The sequence below is a fragment of the Haloarcula terrestris genome (assembly GCF_031624315.1).
GTDB classification, from domain to species: Archaea; Halobacteriota; Halobacteria; order Halobacteriales; family Haloarculaceae; genus Haloarcula; species Haloarcula terrestris.
In genome coordinates, this window is sequence record NZ_JAMQOM010000003.1 from 496,976 (window position 1) to 512,908 (window position 15,933).

A 15,933-nucleotide genomic window follows, 5' to 3' on the forward strand; every position below is an offset into this window, starting at 1 on the left:
TTGTATGCCCCCGACGCCGGACAAACCGTATGTCACGAAGCCGACGGACGTTCCTGACGACGCTCGCCGCTGCAAGTGTTACGCTGCCGCTGGCCGGCTGTGCCGGCAGCGACGAGCAATCCGGAGACGGGGAAACGGACTCGATGAACGGCGAGACAACTGAGTCGATGAACGCCGACGGAATGACTGAATCAATGGAGGGTGAGGGGATGACTGAGTCGATGGATGGCGACGCAATGACCGAGTCGATGGACGGCGACACAATGACTGAGTCGATGGATGGCGACGCAATGACCGAGTCGATGACGGAGTCGACAGACGGCGAAACGATGGACGGCGAAATGAACGACACGATGGGCGAAAACGAGACAGAGTCGTCGGTCACCGGGGAACGAGACGAATCGTAGTCACTCGGCGTCGACCACAGGCGAGCTACACGCGCTCGTTAACCTGCTCGGCGACTCGCTCGCCGGGCCGGCGGAGGTGCCCGCTCTCCACTTCGTAGACGTACCCGGTCACGGTGACCTCGTCGGGAATCAGCTCGTGGTTTTCGAGGTACTCGACCTGTGCTGCACAGGCCGCGTCGATATCGTCGGTCATCCGGACCCACTCCGCGATTGACGCGTCGCCGATGTTCAACTCCGGCAGTGCCGGGTCCAAGTCGACATCGTCGAGATCGCCGTCGACCGCGGCCTCGAACCCCGCGACGACATCCTCGTCGGACGCGCTCATCATCCCGCAGTCTGTGTGGTTGACGACGATTATTTCGGTCGTATCGAAGTACTGTGTTGTCAGCGCGGCCGAACGGATTACGTCGTCGGTTACTTTTCCCCCGGCGTTCCGGAATATCTGTGCGTCACCGAGCGAGAGTCCGAGCGCGTCTTCTACGGGGATGCGCTCGTCCATGCAGGCGACGACGAGCAGTTGCTTGTCAGTCGGGATTCCCTTGCGTCGTCGCCGCGCCCAGTCGTCCCGCGCATCGACGCCGTCGTCGACCGATTCGTGGACATGCCCGGCCTCCGGTTCCTCGTGTTCGTGCCCGCTGCCGTCGCTTCCGTGCGTGTGATGTGGCATTACAGAACACGCTTTTGCGCCCCGTGTCCTTCACTGTTCGCTCGGAGGCAGTGTAGACAGGTGCGGGCAGTTCGGACGGCAACGGTCCGCTTCAGTCGTCGGTGGCAACAGCGCTGTCCTCGCTATCCCCGTCCGCGATTTCGTCCAGTACCCGCTGGTGGAACTCCTGCAAGACGGCCGATTCGTCCTCGGCGAGCACCACGTCGCTGGCCATCAGCGTCGCCAGGCCGAACGCGCGCGGCGACGGCGAATCGACGCGGGTCCGGACCACGTCCACGCCACCGTCTTGGATCGCTCGCAGGACGGTTTCGATGCCGTCGACGTTGAGTTTGTCCTCCAGAATCTCGCGGTAGGTCTCCTCGACGACGGCGAAATCGCCCAGATCCTCGGCGAACCCGAGCAGCATCTCCGAGGAGACCTGCTGTTCGCTTGCGGACTTCTCGTAGCCCTTGTAGCGTTTGAGTATCATCAGCGACCGCGTGGCGTTGATGCGGAAGTACCGCTGGAGGAGGTCCGTCCCGTCGAGGCTAGCTCGCAAATCCTCTCGGGCCGTCTCCGGGTCCAGGTCGTTGACGATCCGCGCGATGTCGACCTTGCGGTTCAGCGGCATCGAGAGCGTGAACCCGTTGTCGGCGACGGCGACCTGGACGTTCGCGCTGGCCGCCTGCGCGATGTGGTAGGCCAGCAGCCGGGAGAAGCCGTCGTTGAACCGCCGGCCGTAGTTCGAGTGGACGTGGTAGTGGCGCTCGTACTCGTCGTGGTCCAGCGTCTCCTCGATGACGAGGCGGTCGGCGGTGGCGACGCTCTCGGGCCCGGCGTAAGCCACCTGCTCGCGGAACATCCGGGCGATGGCTCGCACGCTGTTCTCGTCGATGGGGAACTCACGGAGCCAGTTCCGAACTTCGGACATCCCCCCGTCGGCCAGTCGGTCGAGCAGTTGGCCCTGGAAATCGAGAATCTCGTGGCCGAGGTCATACGAGAGGGGGAGGCGCTCGGAGAACCACGACGGGACCGTCGGCCGGGCGGCGGTGCGGTCGACGTACACCTTCGACCCGCGGCGGTAGCGGTACTCGAAGTTGGCCCCGCCGAGCACGAACACGTCGCCTTTCTCCAGCGTGTCCAGATACGATTCGTCCAGTTGGCCGACCCAGCTATCGTCGCTCCGGGTGACCACGTCACAGGTAAAGGAGTCCGGAATCGTCCCGATGTTGGTCATGTAGATGACCCGCGCGAGCCGGCCGCGCTTGCCGATGAGGTGCTCGCCCACGTCGAAATCCTCGTAGTGATGCTCGCCGTCGGGCGCGTCGTTGGTGTCCCGCCAGATCTTGGCGTAGACGTTCTTGTCCTCCATCCCCGGGTAGTCGGCGGTCATGTACCGCATCAGTTGCTCCCAATCTTCGTCGTCGTAGTTCCGGTAGGGGTAGGCCCGCTGGAGAACGCTTTTGAACGTCGCCTCGGGGCGAACGTCGTTGATAGCCATGCCGTAGACGTGCTGGGTCGCCACGTCCTGTGCGTTTGCGGGGATGAACACGCGGTCGACGAAGCCCCGCTCTGCCTTTTCCAGCATCACCGCACACTCCACGAGTTCGTCGCGGTCTAGCGCGATGACTCGACCCTCGACGGTCTCGCCGAGCTGGTGGCCGGCGCGGCCGATGCGCTGGAGCAACGCGGCGACGGACTTGGGCGACCCCACTTGCACGACGAGGTCGATGTGTGGCATATCGATGCCCAGTTCCAGGCTCGTCGAGGTCGTCACCACGTCAAGCGTTCCGGCCTTCAGCGACTCCTCGATGTCGCGGCGCTTCTCCTTCGAGAGCGAGCCGTGGTGACAGCCGGAGTTCGATTCGTCGTAGTCGTCGAACTTCTCACGGAGGTTATGGAGGACACGCTCGGCCCCCGACCGCGTGTTCGTGAACACGAGCGTATTAGTGTGCGATTGGACGTGCTCGTGCAGTTGCTTGTAGAACCGCTCGGTGACGATGTCGCGTGGCGTGTTGATGAGGTCGTCGGCCGGACAGGACAGCTCCATGTCGAAATCGCGGGCGAAGCGCGTGTCGACGATCTCGTAGTCCCGCGGGTCGCCGCCGGGGTCTTCGCAGCCGACCAGGAACTCGGCGACCGTATCCAGCGGCTCGACAGTCGCTGAACAACCGATCCGCGTCGGCGGTTCCTCGACCATCTCCTCTAACCGCTCCAGTGAGACGGAGAGGTGGGTCCCGCGCTTGTTCTCGGCGAGGCTGTGGATCTCGTCGACGATGACGTATTCGATGGTTTCGAGCTTCTTCTTGAACTTCGGGGAGTTCAGAAGAATCGCCAGCGTCTCCGGCGTCGTGTTGAGAATGTGGGGCGTCGTCTCTAGCATCGCCTGGCGCTCGCTGTCGCTGGTGTCCCCGTGCCGAATCGCGTGGCGTATCTCCACGTCCTCGCCCCGGTCGTCGAGCTTGGCTGTGATGCCGTCTAGCGGTTGTTCGAGGTTCCGGTGGATGTCGTTGGCCAGGGACTTCAGCGGCGAGACGTACAGGCAGTAGACGGAGTTCTCCAGGTCGTCCTCGCGGGCCTTCCCGAACAGTTCGTTGATGATGCCGGTAAACGAGGCGAGGGTCTTACCGCTCCCCGTCGGCGCACAGATGAGGGCGTTCTCGCGCTCGTGGATGAGCGGGATGGCCTCCTTCTGTGGCGGTGTGAAGAAGCCGCCGTTGCCGGGGACAAAGTCGCCGAACTGCTCGACCCACCACTCCTGGACGACGGGAGCGAGGCGGTCCAGTACCTCGGCGTCGTCGATTTCGACCGCGTCCGGGTCGAAGTCCGGGTCCGTGGCTGCGAGACGCTCGCGTCCTCCCATTGTCGGCTCTTACCGACCAGTAGGACCGCCGCGGCAAGTGGGTTCCGCCATCTCGATGGGGGCAACGCCTAAGCGACCGCCGCGTCTGGCCTTGGGCATGGCCGAACCCTTCGACGTACTGACGCCGCTGGTGACGCCGTTCGACGCCGACGGTGACCTCAACGTGGATGGTCTGGAGTCGCTGGTCCGGCACGTCTCGGCGGCCGGCGTCGACGGCATCGTCCCCTGCGGGACGACCGGCGAGTTCGAGACGCTGTCGCCGGGGGAGTACCGGACTGTCGTCCGAACCGCGACGGAGACAGCGCCCGAGGACTGCCGCGTCATCGTCGGGACGGCCGCCACCGACGTTGCGACCGTCCACGAACGGATGGCGTTTGCCGAGGAGCAAGGCGCAGACAGCACGCTGGTCGTGCCGTCGTACTACGGCGGCCAGGCCAGCGGAGCGGGCAACGAGGCGTTCTTCGAGTCGATTCTGGCCGACGCGCCGCTCCCCGTCTATCTCTACAACATTCCCGGCGCTGTTGGACAGGAACTCTCCGTCGAGACGGTGGCCGCACTCGCCGAATCGGACGCCGTTGCGGGGCTCAAAGACTCCTCTGGTGACCTCCCGTATGTCACCGCGGTCATGAACCAGACGCCCGAAGACTTCACCGTCTATCAGGGCCACGACGGCCTGTTCGTCCCGTCACTCGTACTGGGCGGTGACGGCGGCGTCAGCGCGCTCTCGCACGTGCTGTATAACGAACTGGAGCGAGCGGGCAACGCCGTCGCCAACGGCGACGTACCAGAGGCCAGAACGGTCCAACGGGAGGTCCTCTCGCCGCTCTCAGAGGCCTGTGCCGAGTACGGGTTTGCGCCGACCGTCAAGGCGTTGCTCGCCGACCGCGGCGTCATCGACCACGCCGCGGTACGACCGCCGCGCACCGAACTCCCCGAAGACGCCGTACAGACCGTGACTGCGCGGCTGTGACGGGAGACTCAAATGGCCCTGTGAGGTTCCACGAGATTCATTACGCTGGGCGGCAGTGAACGGAATATATGTCGTTGCTGCCCTCCCGCGGTCCCGACGCGAGCACCTCACAGGACGGGGAGCTACAGGTCGTTGGGGTCGACGAAGATGTCTCAGATGTTCTCGATGCCCTCTCCTCGGAAACAGCTAGAGCGATACTCAACACGGTCTACGAGGAGCCGGGAACGCCCTCCGAACTGGCCGACCGCCTCGGAATGTCGATACAGAAGGTATCCTATCATCTGGAGAAACTGGAAGACGAGGAGCTGATCACCGTCGCCGGGGTCCAGTATTCCGAGAAAGGCCAGGAGATGAAAGTGTACGAACCACCGGACGACCCGCTGGTGTTGTTCGTCGGGACCCAGGAGCGCAAGCGGTCGCTCCGGTCGCTCGTCCGGCGCGTGCTGCCTGTCATCGGTATCCTTACCGCCGCCAGCGTCATGCTGCAACTCCTGCTGGGGCAGTTCCCGATCCAGTTCGGGAGTTCAGGGGCCGGCGGCGACGCGGGCACCGCTGGCGACGGTGGAGACGCGGAAAGTCTGGACACGGCGGACCAAACGGGTGCGACGGCCGAACCCACGCCTGCCCCGACATCGACGGATGACGGCGGGATACAGATAGCGGAGGCGACGGAGGCACCGGAAGCCACGTCAGCCCCGGAACAGACTCCGGTTCCGGAAGCTGACACTCCGGTCGAAGCGGTGACCGAGGAGGCACAACGGCTGACGACCGACGCCGCGGCCAGTGGTGGCTTCCACCTCGAACCCGGCGTGGCCTTCTTCCTCGGCGGCCTGCTGGTCCTGACCCTGTATGTCTCGTTCTGGGCGTACAGGAACTACCGCTAAGCAGAACTCGCGGCGCGGTCCACTGCCGTCAGTCCGACTCTGTCTGTTCGGCGACCAGCACGCCGGCCTGCTCGGTGACCATCTCGACAGCCGTCAGTGCGTAGCCGGCGTCGGTGAAGGCATCCGCCAGGACGCCAACTGTGGCAGGGTCATCCACCTCGGGGCTGTAAAAGGGCGCGTCGGGATCGTCGTCGGCGAACAGCATTACGTCTCCGAGGACGATGCGTCGTGGCCCCAGGTCGGCGATGGTGTCGATGGCGTCGCGTTTCTCGTCGTCCCCGAGGTGGTGCATCGCGAAGTTCGACGTGACGATATCGACCGGGCCGTCGACGTTCGGGGCGCGAAAGCGACCGTCACCGAAGCTGACGTTCTCGACACCGCGGTCTTCGGCCTTCTCCCGGGCTTTCTCCAGCATCCCGTCGCTGATGTCGCGGCCGATAATCTCCCCTGCGGCGGGCGCGAGTGCGAACGCGATGGCCCCTGTTCCTGTGCCGAGGTCGAGGACCACGTCGTCGCTCTCGGGGGCCGCGTGCTCGACAACGAAGTCGACGCAGGCGCGATACGCCGCCGAGTCCTGGTCCTCGTCGTAGGCGTCGGCGTGCTCGGAGAACCGTTCGGCGTGTTCGTCGAGTGATTTCTTCATAGTTCCTTCTCGTCGCGCTCGCACAAGTGTCTCCCGCTCCGTTGTGCGGTTTTGTCGCTTTCGGGTTCGGTTAAAACGGTTTTTGAGCCACGGATGCGTTTTTGCTATCCCCGTCCGAAGCATGAACTGCGCCGTCGACGGGTGACTTCCCCAACGAGGCCGCCCTGGTCCCGTCCCCGCCGACGGCCACCGCCCTCACTCCGCTGACGCTCCCTGGTGGTTTCCCTGACAGCGTGTCCCCACACGCCAACCCTTTGTCCGTTCGCTCGCTCTCGCCCAGTATGCGCCTCACGTTTCTCGGCACCGGTAGCGCCATGCCCACCGGGTCGCGAATGCAGTCCGGCTACCTCGTAGAACAGGACCACAACCGGCTGCTCGTCGACTGTGGCAGCGGCGTGTTGCACTCGCTGGCCCGCACTGAAACGGGCTACGAGGGCGTCGACACTGTGTTGCTGACACACCATCATCTGGACCACGTCTCGGATCTCGACGTACTGCTGAAGGCCCGCTGGCTGGCCGGCGAGACCGACCTCACGATAGCTGGCCCGCCTGGGACGTGTGACCTCGTCCGGGACCTGCTCGAAACCCACGACTACATGCAGAACCGCCTGGACCTGACGCTCAGGGACCTCGACGGCGGCCCGTTCGACCTGGCCGGGTTCACCGGGGACACCTGCGAGACGCGCCACTCGATGCAGTGTTTCGCGTACCGGCTCTCCGTCGATGACGGCCCGACGATCACACTTGGGGCTGACTCCGAGGCGTTCACGGACCTCATCGAGTTCGCCGATGGCTCGGCGGTGCTCGTCCACGACTGCTCGTTCCCGGACGAGGTCGACGTGTCGAACCACCCGACGCCGACAACGCTCGGGGAGGCGCTCCGTGATGCTGACGCCGAGGTCGGGCGCGTGTATCTCACGCACCTGTATCCACACACCGAGGGTCGACACGAGGAGATGCTGGAGTCGATAGCCGACAGCTACGACGGCGACGTGCAGTTCGCCGAGGACGGCCTGACGATAACCGTCGACCGGTCCTAAACGCGTTCGAGCGTGACGCGGAACTCGGCCCCACCGGCATCGCTCTCGGCCACGCTGACGCTGCCGCCGTAGGACTCGGTCAGCGCCCGAACGAACCCGAGGCCGAAACCGGTCCCGGAACTCTCCTGGCCTTTGACACCCATCTCGAAAATTTCATCGCGCAGGGCGTCTGCGATGCCCTTTCCGTCGTCTGCGAAACAGACAGTGACCTCGTCGGGGCCGACCCCGTCCGGGTACACAGCCATGTGAACCTCGCCCTCGTTGTGGACCGCCGCGTTCGACATGACGTTCGTGAACACGGAGTCGAGCAGGTCGCCGCCGTACACCTGATAGTCGAAAGCCGACGCCTCGAAATCGACGGTCAGCGACCCGTGGTTGGCTCTGACGTTCCGAACCGTGTCCCCCAAGAGCGCGCCCAGATCCTGTGGCTCCGGGTTGTCCTGTGTTTCGAGCGTCGAGACGAGGTCGCCGACGCGATGGATGAGGTCGGCGGCGCTCTCGGCCGCGTTCTGGATTTTGCCGGCGTACTCCTCGGTCTGGCCGTCGACCTGTCCCGCGACGGCGTCGGCGAACCCGGCGATGATCTGGAGGTCGTTGCCCAGATCGTGTCGGAGGAGTCGGTCGTACATCTCGATCATCTCTTTTCGCCGTTCTAAATCCCGGTGGGCACGCTCTAACCGCTCGCGTGAGCGGATATTGGAAATCGCCGTCGCGGCGTGGGTGGCGAGAATTTCCAGCGGTCTGACGTACTCGTCACCGAACCCCTCAACGGTCTGGGACCGCGTGACCAGTACCGCGGTCACCTCATCACCCATCCGGGCCGGAACGGCCAGCGCACCCGTCACGTCCGAGTCGGCTGTGACGCCAGCATCAGGTCCGTACTCGGTCAGCGTCTCGCCAGCCTCCCGGGCTCGCCAGGCCAGGTCACTCGGGGGCTCCCCCTGTACGAGATTCGGGTTCGTGCTGTGGATGACTCGGAGGTCGTCGTCGCGCACCTCGACGAACGTAGAATAGGAGAACTCGAACAGCAGCGACATCGCTTCCAGTGTCAGCGAAACGACCTCGTCAACGGACTCACACCGATTGAGTGCCTGGCCGTACTTGTTCAGGTCAGCGACCTGTCTGGCAAAGTCCTGTTGTTCTTCGAACGACATGTCACCCACTCCTCCCAGACATTGGAACTACATATCAATGGGGAGCCGGGGAAAAAACGGTTTCGGGCGTCAGACTACTGAAATGAAAGACGACAGACACAACACGAACAGCCGCTCTCAGTCGAGCCGGTACCGCAACAACGCAGCGATACCGCCGAGGTTCGAAAGCTGCTGTCCGGGGGCGAACTCCGCGGAGAAGACGGTCACGTCACCGCCCTTCTGTTCGGTCGTCTCGATGATCTGGTCGACATCGATCTCCCAGTCGCCCTCGCCGGCCCGCTCCAGCCGGAGTCGCTCATCAAGCACGAGCAGCGTCTCGATAGCGCCGTAGTCGGCGGCCTTGGCGACTTCTTCCGGGCCGTACGCGACTTCCGAGCCCGAACCGATGCGCTCCATCAGTTCGTCGATGTAGTCGGCTTCCTCGGCGATGCGGGTCTGCTGTTGCACGTCCTCGACAGCGCCGCGCTTGAGTACCTCGTGAACGCCGCGGTCGCCAACGGCCGACGTATCCACGACTGTGATCTGTTCGGCGATGTCAGGGATCTCGTCCTGGAAGTGGTCCAGGGCGTCCTGTTTGGTGAACCCGGGGCCGGCGAGGATGTAGGCGTCCACGTCCTGCCGTTTGAGTACCGATGCCAGTTCGTCGAACAGTTCCTTCCGCGGGCGGGCGTACTCGCCCTTCCCGGTCGTCGAGGTGATGGTCGCCCGTTCCTCAGTGCCATACTGGGCGACGGTGTGGACGTGGGCCTCTCCCTCCTCGACGGTCGCAATCGCCACATCGGGGTTCTCCGTCGCCTCGACGGCCTCCTCTAAGCGGTCGGACTGGTCCGGTTTGAGGTGCTTCTCGACGGTGAGTTCGGTGTGTTCCTCGACGTTGAGCGTGTGGTGAAAGCCCAGTTGGTCCTCGCGGGAGCAGTCGACGATTTCACCGCCCACCCGGAGGCGGTTGGCGAACTTCGCGAACTCCACGTCGGTGACTTCGATCTGGATCCACATCGGCTCTCGCTCGCCGCCCTTGTCCCGGAGATTGTCGTCGTTGCGCTGGATGCGCCGCGTCGTGTCGCCGGAGACGAGGTCCCCCGGCTCGATGACATACGAGAGGTGCCAGAGGTCGTCCAGCGTCTCGGGGACCACCTCGATGCGCTCGGCCCCTTCGGCGGTGGTCTCCTGGCTCTGTATTTGCATACTGAAGCGTCCGCTTCAGGGACACAAGTGTTCTGCCATTCGATGCGCTACCGAGGGTCGAACCCGGTACCGGTCCGGTCAGGGTACCGACTGCGACGCGGGCGTTTCGGAACCGAGGTCCGGCACCTCTCTGACGGCGGTCCCGATGGCGTACGCGCCGGCGACGTTTCCGTAAAAGGAGATGAACGGGATCAGGACCGCGCCGACGACGGTGACAGAGACGAGGCCGCCGACGACCTGTGCGCCCATAGCGATAACGACGGCGACCACCCACGCAGCGGCGTAGGTCTCTGACCCGCCGATAGCGCGGAGCGTGCCAGGTGAAAAGGCCGCGCCGACGCGTCCGGTCACTGCGTACGCGGCCACGGCCGCGGGGAGGAGATACGCCGCGCCGAGCGAGACCACGAGAGTGACGGCGACGACGACGAGTGCGAGCAGGAGGCCGCCAACAGCGATGCCCGATGTCGGTTCACCGCCCGCTGTCGAGACCACGGAGACGGGCAGGACGAACGAGGCGATTGCGAGGCCGATGACCACCAGCGGGACGAGCAAGTACACCAGCGAAATCAGGAACGCGACCACCCCCTCGACCAGCAGGTCGCCCCAGTCGTCGAAGGCCGGCGGCACCTCGTCGTCACCGTCGTGTACTGCCCGGACGACCCGGACGAGGTAGCCATACACGAACAACACTGGGACGAAAAACACACCCAGCAAACTCAACACGCCGCCGATCAGTATCGTTTCGACTTTCTGCTCGCCGTTCCAGGGGTATCGGATTGCGTCTTCTAACATTGGGACTCCGTCACTGTGTGGGACAGTGGACCGGGATCCGGCAGTCCAACCAATCCAGTGACGTGTCAGTGTTGTGGAAGCAATGTCATAAACCCGCGCACTCGGGTGGTACGGAAAAACGTTGGTTCGAAGGCCTGAATCAGGCCGCGGGCTGGGCGTCGGGCGTCTCGCCGCCCGCGTCGACGGCGGGCATCTCGCGGACGGCGGTCCCGACCGCGTAGGTCCCCGCCACGTTCGCGTAGAACGTCACGAAGGGGGCCAGCACCGCGCCGATGACGACGGCGTTCAACACGCCGATGACGACGCCGGCGAGGAGGCTGATACCGAACGCGACCAGCCAGCCGGTGGCGTAGGTCCGACTGAACGCGTACCGGCGGAGTTCGCCCGGTGCGAACGCCGCGGCGATGCTGTCCGTGCGGACGTAGGCGACGATTGCCGCCGGGAGTACGTACGCCATGGCGAGCGAGATCACGGTCACCGCGAGCGCGGCGACGAGGGCGATGAGGCCGACGGCCAGTCCGCTACCCGAGCCGCCACCGCCCAGACCTAGCGTCGCACCGCTTGCGAGCACCGCAACGAGGGCGATAGCCGTCGGGACGAGCGAGTAGACGAACCCGATGGCGAACACCTTCAGGCCGTCCATGCCGAGGTCGCTCCACTCGTCGAACACCGGCGGTTCGGCTTCGCCGTTCAGCACGGCCCGGAGCGTCCGGACGATGTAGCCGAGGACGAAGAACACGGGCACGACGAGGAAGCTCAGGAACAGCAACACGCCCCCGATAGCGATGGTTTTCACTGCGCTGTCGCCGTCCCGCGGATACGTTAGTGCTTCTTGGAACATGATGGTACTCCGTGACATCAGGCGGGCCGGCGTGGTCGCTGCCACGTCAGTCACGACGAGGTGTCACATCAACATATAATACGACTTACAAGTATATATAGCAGTATGTGCGCCGTGCTAGCAGTTGTGGCCTCGGGCCTGACAACCGAATGGGCCTCAGTGTACAGCTGTTGGTTTGTTCACCCCAATCACTGCTGATCGGCATTCTGGTCTCCGTCCCCGTTCGCGGCCGCCTGGAGGCGCGCGAACGCCTCCCACGAGGGGTCCGCGCCGGGATGAGATTGTCGCGTGCCGTCGACGTACAGACCCTCGCCGTCGGTCACCTCGCCGACGACGGCGGCCGGCGTCCCGCAGTCACGGAGTGCGCTGACAACTTCGTCGGCGTCTGCGGGGTCGACGGCAGCCAGGAGCGTCCCGCAACTGCTGACGTGCCAGGGGTCGATGTCGAGGGCGTCACAGAGCGCCCCGACGCCGTCGGCGACCGGCACTGTGTCGCTGTCCACGTCGAACCGAACGCCTGCGCCGTCGGCCATCTCGATGAGCGCCCCGGTGATGCCGCCCTCCGTCGCGTCGTGCATCGCCGTCACGTTGCCGGCGTTCGCCGCGGCCATCGCGTCTTCGACGAGCGCGGTGTCGCCAAGGCGCTCCTGTGCGGTGGCGATTCGGTCGGGTGAGAGGCCGATCTGTTCCGGGAAGAGGGTAGCAAACAGACCTGTGACTTCGGCTCCCGGGCCGGTCCCGACGACCAGTTTGTCGCCCGGTCGCGCGCCGTCCGGCCGGACGAGATCGTCGTGGGACCCGACGCCCAGAACGGTTGCGCCGCCGACCCAGGAGTAATCAACGCCCGCGTAGCGAGCGGTGTGGCCGGTGACGACACTCACGCCCAGTTTTTCGGCCCGCTCTGCAAAGCCGTGCCACATCGCCGCGAGTTCGTCGTCGGTCATCTCCGGCGGCAGCGTGAACGTCACAGAGAGGTGCGACGGCGGGATGCCGGACACGGCAACGTCGGCCAGCACCACGTCGAGTGCGAACCGACCGGCCCGCTCGAACCCCAAATCTGGGAGGATCGACAACGGGTCGGTCGCGGTGACGACGGCCTCGCCGCCCACGTCGATGACGCCGAAGTCGATGCCGTGTGTCGGCCCGAGGACCACGTCGTCGCGGTCAGCGCCGAGTTCCGGGTAGATGACCCGGTCGAACATCTCGCGGTCGATTTTGCCGAGGTCACTCATCGAGCGGGTCACCTCCGGCGGAGTTCCCTCTCTGCCCCGGCATCGTCACTCATCAGTCATCCGGCTCCCGCCGGGCGGCAGGAACTCCTGTATCTGGTCCGGGCTGGCGACCTTGCGGACGAACGTCTCGTCGGCGAAGCGGTCCTTGAACTCACGATAGAGCCGCTTGGCGATGTCGTTTTGTGCGTACTGACCCGGTTCGACGGCGATGCTGGTCGCGGCCTGGCCCTCGATGGCCTCGGGTGGGCCGCCGATGACCTGTGTCTCGTCGTCGCAGGTGATGCCGACGGCGATGCCGACCGGCGTCGACTCGAAGTACGTCCGGTCGCCGCGGATGGCGAAGCCGCCCTTCTCCAGGTACTCGCCGCTTTCGGGTGTCTTCGACACCTGATCGGGGTCGACCATGTACACGTCGCCGGCGAACTTCCCGTCCTTCCAGACCGAAGAGTACGAGACCGCGAACTGCGCGGCCTGGTCGAGCGAGGACTGTGGGAAGTCGACCTCCTTTGACGGTTCGCTGGGGCCAGTGGCTTTGAGCACCGTGACCGGGCCGCCGTGGGCCTGCGCGTGGAAGAACTTGTCACCGCCTTCCAGGTACTTCTGGACGAGTTCCTCGTTGTCGTCGGCATCGCGGCCGCCGATGACGAGGAAGCCGTCCGAAGTGTGGAACCAGCGGAACTGCTCGTACCAGTGCTCGGTCGACCGGGTGGGAACGGACTGCATCGAGAGCCAGTCGGTCGGTTCGTCCTCGCTCTCGTCCTCGTCGGTATCGTCCTCGCCGTCGTCGGCCTCCCACTCGTCGCGGCGCTCTTTGACCGCTTCGAGGTCTTCGCGCGTGTTCTCGATGGCGGCGAGCGCGCCCTCCTTCTTCTCCTCGATGCGCTTGGCCTCCTTGTAGAGCTCGTCGGCGTTCTTCTCGACGCCGGTGAAGGCGTCCACGCTGATCCGCGTCCCGTCGATGTCGAGGGTCACCGTCCCCTCGCTCCCGTCAAGTGAGACGACGGCTTCAGCCGCTTCGATGCCGCGGTCGGCCCCCTCCTCGAACTTCGCCTCGATGTCGTCCCAGGACACGTCGTCCTCGCGGGCGGCCTGGACCGTCGAGAGCACGTCGTCGACGAGGTCGTAGTTGGCGTACAGCAGTTCGGCTTTCTCCCGTTCGGCCTCGGCGTCGGCCTCGAAGTCCCCGATGGCCTGTTCCTGCTGCTGGATGATGCGTTGCTGTTTCTCTATCTCGGCCTCGAAGTCCGGGCGCTGTGTCTCGCCGCCCTCGACTTCCTCCTCCCGCTGGAAGTTGAAGAAGTAGTCGTCCAGCGCGGGATTGAACTCGGTGAACGACTCGCTGTACAGTTCCTCGTACTCCGCCAGTGGAGTCGGCGTTACGTCGACGCGCCGGCGGTCCGGGTCGTCATCGGTATCCTCACTGCCCGCGCCGTCATCGTCATCCAGCGTCTCGTAGTACACCCGCGGGTCCACGTCTCCCTCACGGAGCCGCGTCCCCATCTCGTCGATGAGTTCGTACAGCCGCTCGAAATCGGACTCCTCGAGCTCGTCGACGGCGACGTTGTAGTCGATGCCGGCGCGGGTACACAGCTCCTCCCCGTAGAGGCCGCCGAAGTTCAGTTGCGTCGCCAGCGTCCGGACGAGGTCGGCGTCGGATTCTTTGATTCGAGCGACGAAGCCGTCGTAGTCGACAGTCATCGGGTTGAACCGCGCCGAGGGGAACTCGTAGGGCGTCCCCGGCGCGACGGTCCGTGACTTGAGCCGCACCGTCTCCAGACAGTCGATGACCTCGCCGTGTTCGTCCAGTACGGCGACGTTGCCATCGCCGAACAGTTCCGCGACGATGGTGGTCGAGGCGTCCTCGCGGTCGAACTCCAGTTCGATGATGCGGTCGAACTCGAACTGCTCGACGCGGACGAGGTCGGCCCCCGACAGCCGGTTCCGGAGCATCATCGCGAAGTCCGGCGGGCGACCCGGTGCGTCGGGGACGTGGCTCTGGTCGGCAACGTGGGCGCGCTTGACATCACCGACCTCGATGAGGAACTCGACGCGCCCGCGGTCGAAGTCCCGGAGCTTCAGTCTGACGAGGTCGTCCTCGGGGTAGAGGTACGCCTTATCGAGCTTCGCGCCCTCGTAGCCGGCGAGTTCCCCCTCCAGGGCGGCGAGGTCGACGCTCGTCAGTTCCCGCTTGTGGTCCATGTCGGTGGCTGTCGGCGGGCACCCAAAGGCGTTCCGTTAGCCGCTGTCGGCGAGTGCCTCGCCCGTCTCCAGTCCGTTCCGCAGCGCTGCGTGGAGTCGTCCCTCCCCGGCCACCCAGTCGCCGGCGAAATACAGGTCGTGGTCGGCCGCACACGACAGCAGGTCGTGGTCGACCTCGCCTTCAGGCTGGGAGTACCGCCAGTGCTGGTGGTCCGTCCAGTCCGGGTCGGCGAGGCGGTCGTCGTCCAGCAGCCTGGCCGTCCGGGCCGCGATGTCCTCGACCAGCGTGTCCGGGTGTTCGTCGTAGTTCGCAATCGACCACGGTTCGTTCATCTGGACCAACAGCAGGGACTCGCCGTCGGGAACGTGGCCGCCCTTGCACTCCTCGCGGCCGATCCAGCCGATGTCGTGGTCCTTGTCGCTGTTGACCGCGGCGTACCACGGCACGTCGAGTTCGAACGGGTAGTGCAGGACCCCCGCGATGACGGTCCGATAGGGGACGGCGGCGATTTCCTGCCGAAGTTCCCGACAGTCGTCGTGGTCCCACCGCGACTGTCCCAGCAGATCGGCCGTCTGCGGGGCCGGCGGGGTCAAAAGTGCGGCGTCGAAGTGGCCCAGATCAGCCTCGTCGTCGTCCCGGAGCCGCCAGCCATCCTGCTGTCGCTCCAGTCGCTCGACGCGGACACCGTTCTCGATGTCGGCGTCTGTCTCGGCGAACAGCCGCTTTGCGAGCTGTGTGATGCCCGACTCGTAGGTCCATTTGTGCTCGTCGGCGTCCCGGCCTGGTTCGATCTCGCCGGTGGCGTCGAAGGCGTAAATCGGGTCCTCGATATCTACGAGCCCCTCGGTCGGCAGCGTCTCCGTGACCAGTTCCGTCACGCGGGCGTCGTCGGCCTTGAGGTAGTTCGCGCCGTACTCGTAGGTGCAGTCGCCGTGTCGGCGGGTCGCGGCCCGCCCGCAGACGCCGCGGCTCTTCTCGAACACTGTTACGTCGACCGCTTCGTCACGGAGCGCGTACGTCGCCGCCGCACCGGCAGCACCGGCACCGACGACTGCGAGGTCACGAGCCATACGTTG

14 protein-coding genes are annotated in these 15,933 nt (G+C 65.1%); 4 read left to right on the top strand and 10 right to left on the bottom strand.

Translation table 11 applies throughout. The features are described from left to right. Window positions 1-29 precede the first annotated feature (29 nt). Window positions 30-407 (top strand): twin-arginine translocation signal domain-containing protein, encoded by a 378-nt coding sequence (locus NDI54_RS09625; RefSeq protein ID WP_310896232.1) that lies wholly within the window; start codon window positions 30-32, stop codon window positions 405-407. Window positions 408-432: 25 nt separating this feature from the next. Here the strand turns inward: NDI54_RS09625 and NDI54_RS09630 are convergent, their stop codons facing one another. Together NDI54_RS09630 and NDI54_RS09635 are read right to left on the bottom strand one after the other, a co-directional pair. Beyond that, the gene (locus NDI54_RS09630; RefSeq protein ID WP_310896233.1) at window positions 433-1,074 is read right to left on the bottom strand and encodes a beta-class carbonic anhydrase; all 642 of its coding nucleotides are present in this window, start codon (window positions 1,072-1,074) and stop codon (window positions 433-435) included. A 91-nt stretch (window positions 1,075-1,165) separates the two neighbouring features. Then, window positions 1,166-3,916: an ATP-dependent helicase gene (locus tag NDI54_RS09635; RefSeq protein WP_310896234.1), complete on the bottom strand. Its 2,751-nt coding sequence runs from the start codon at window positions 3,914-3,916 to the stop codon at window positions 1,166-1,168. A 97-nt stretch (window positions 3,917-4,013) separates the two neighbouring features. On the opposite strand from NDI54_RS09635, the gene NDI54_RS09640 reads away from it, so the two are divergent. Together NDI54_RS09640 and NDI54_RS09645 are read left to right on the top strand one after the other, a co-directional pair. Further along, on the top strand, window positions 4,014-4,886 hold the full coding sequence (locus NDI54_RS09640; RefSeq protein WP_310896235.1) for a dihydrodipicolinate synthase family protein: 873 nt from the start codon (window positions 4,014-4,016) through the stop codon (window positions 4,884-4,886). Window positions 4,887-4,954: 68 nt separating this feature from the next. Further along, window positions 4,955-5,770 (top strand): ArsR/SmtB family transcription factor, encoded by an 816-nt coding sequence (locus NDI54_RS09645; protein WP_310896236.1) that lies wholly within the window; start codon window positions 4,955-4,957, stop codon window positions 5,768-5,770. A 28-nt stretch (window positions 5,771-5,798) separates the two neighbouring features. On the opposite strand, the gene NDI54_RS09650 is transcribed toward NDI54_RS09645, so the two are convergent. Next, entirely contained in the window at window positions 5,799-6,413 is a 615-nt protein-coding gene (locus tag NDI54_RS09650) for a class I SAM-dependent methyltransferase (RefSeq protein WP_310896237.1), read from the bottom strand. 281 nt (window positions 6,414-6,694) lie between these two features. Between NDI54_RS09650 and NDI54_RS09655 the strand changes: the two genes are divergently transcribed. Then, a complete protein-coding gene (locus tag NDI54_RS09655; RefSeq protein ID WP_310896238.1) occupies window positions 6,695-7,453 on the top strand; it encodes an MBL fold metallo-hydrolase in 759 nt (252 codons plus the stop codon). On the opposite strand, the gene NDI54_RS09660 is transcribed toward NDI54_RS09655, so the two are convergent. The 7 genes from NDI54_RS09660 to NDI54_RS09690 form a co-directional block, all read right to left on the bottom strand. Next, the gene (locus NDI54_RS09660) at window positions 7,450-8,607 is read right to left on the bottom strand and encodes a sensor histidine kinase (RefSeq protein WP_310896239.1); all 1,158 of its coding nucleotides are present in this window, start codon (window positions 8,605-8,607) and stop codon (window positions 7,450-7,452) included. The two genes, NDI54_RS09655 and NDI54_RS09660, sit on opposite strands and share 4 nt — an antisense overlap. Window positions 8,608-8,724: 117 nt before the next feature. Next, window positions 8,725-9,792 (bottom strand): mRNA surveillance protein pelota, encoded by a 1,068-nt coding sequence (locus tag NDI54_RS09665; protein WP_310896240.1) that lies wholly within the window; start codon window positions 9,790-9,792, stop codon window positions 8,725-8,727. 78 nt (window positions 9,793-9,870) lie between these two features. Next, window positions 9,871-10,584: a DUF4013 domain-containing protein gene (locus tag NDI54_RS09670; protein ID WP_310896241.1), complete on the bottom strand. Its 714-nt coding sequence runs from the start codon at window positions 10,582-10,584 to the stop codon at window positions 9,871-9,873. A gap of 139 nt (window positions 10,585-10,723) precedes the next feature. Further along, window positions 10,724-11,425 (bottom strand): DUF4013 domain-containing protein, encoded by a 702-nt coding sequence (locus NDI54_RS09675; RefSeq protein WP_310896332.1) that lies wholly within the window; start codon window positions 11,423-11,425, stop codon window positions 10,724-10,726. 188 nt (window positions 11,426-11,613) lie between these two features. Continuing rightward, entirely contained in the window at window positions 11,614-12,657 is a 1,044-nt protein-coding gene (locus NDI54_RS09680) for an AIR synthase family protein (RefSeq protein WP_310896242.1), read from the bottom strand. Window positions 12,658-12,702: 45 nt separating this feature from the next. Beyond that, the gene (gene rqcH, locus NDI54_RS09685; protein WP_310896243.1) at window positions 12,703-14,856 is read right to left on the bottom strand and encodes a ribosome rescue protein RqcH; all 2,154 of its coding nucleotides are present in this window, start codon (window positions 14,854-14,856) and stop codon (window positions 12,703-12,705) included. Between the two features lie 36 nt (window positions 14,857-14,892). After that, a complete protein-coding gene (locus NDI54_RS09690) occupies window positions 14,893-15,927 on the bottom strand; it encodes an NAD(P)/FAD-dependent oxidoreductase (protein WP_310896244.1) in 1,035 nt (344 codons plus the stop codon). Window positions 15,928-15,933 lie beyond the last annotated feature (6 nt).

Coding starts and splice junctions, on each gene's coding strand:
- NDI54_RS09680 (WP_310896242.1), bottom strand. CDS start 12,657: ATGAGTGACCTCGGCAAAATCGACCGCGAGATGTTCGACCGGGTCATC.
- NDI54_RS09660 (WP_310896239.1), bottom strand. CDS start 8,607: ATGTCGTTCGAAGAACAACAGGACTTTGCCAGACAGGTCGCTGACCTG.
- NDI54_RS09645 (WP_310896236.1), top strand. CDS start 4,955: ATGTCGTTGCTGCCCTCCCGCGGTCCCGACGCGAGCACCTCACAGGAC.
- NDI54_RS09635 (WP_310896234.1), bottom strand. CDS start 3,916: ATGGGAGGACGCGAGCGTCTCGCAGCCACGGACCCGGACTTCGACCCG.
- NDI54_RS09640 (WP_310896235.1), top strand. CDS start 4,014: ATGGCCGAACCCTTCGACGTACTGACGCCGCTGGTGACGCCGTTCGAC.
- NDI54_RS09650 (WP_310896237.1), bottom strand. CDS start 6,413: ATGAAGAAATCACTCGACGAACACGCCGAACGGTTCTCCGAGCACGCC.
- NDI54_RS09670 (WP_310896241.1), bottom strand. CDS start 10,584: ATGTTAGAAGACGCAATCCGATACCCCTGGAACGGCGAGCAGAAAGTC.
- NDI54_RS09630 (WP_310896233.1), bottom strand. CDS start 1,074: ATGCCACATCACACGCACGGAAGCGACGGCAGCGGGCACGAACACGAG.
- rqcH (WP_310896243.1), bottom strand. CDS start 14,856: ATGGACCACAAGCGGGAACTGACGAGCGTCGACCTCGCCGCCCTGGAG.
- NDI54_RS09690 (WP_310896244.1), bottom strand. CDS start 15,927: ATGGCTCGTGACCTCGCAGTCGTCGGTGCCGGTGCTGCCGGTGCGGCG.
- NDI54_RS09665 (WP_310896240.1), bottom strand. CDS start 9,792: ATGCAAATACAGAGCCAGGAGACCACCGCCGAAGGGGCCGAGCGCATC.
- NDI54_RS09675 (WP_310896332.1), bottom strand. CDS start 11,425: ATGTTCCAAGAAGCACTAACGTATCCGCGGGACGGCGACAGCGCAGTG.
- NDI54_RS09625 (WP_310896232.1), top strand. CDS start 30: ATGTCACGAAGCCGACGGACGTTCCTGACGACGCTCGCCGCTGCAAGT.
- NDI54_RS09655 (WP_310896238.1), top strand. CDS start 6,695: ATGCGCCTCACGTTTCTCGGCACCGGTAGCGCCATGCCCACCGGGTCG.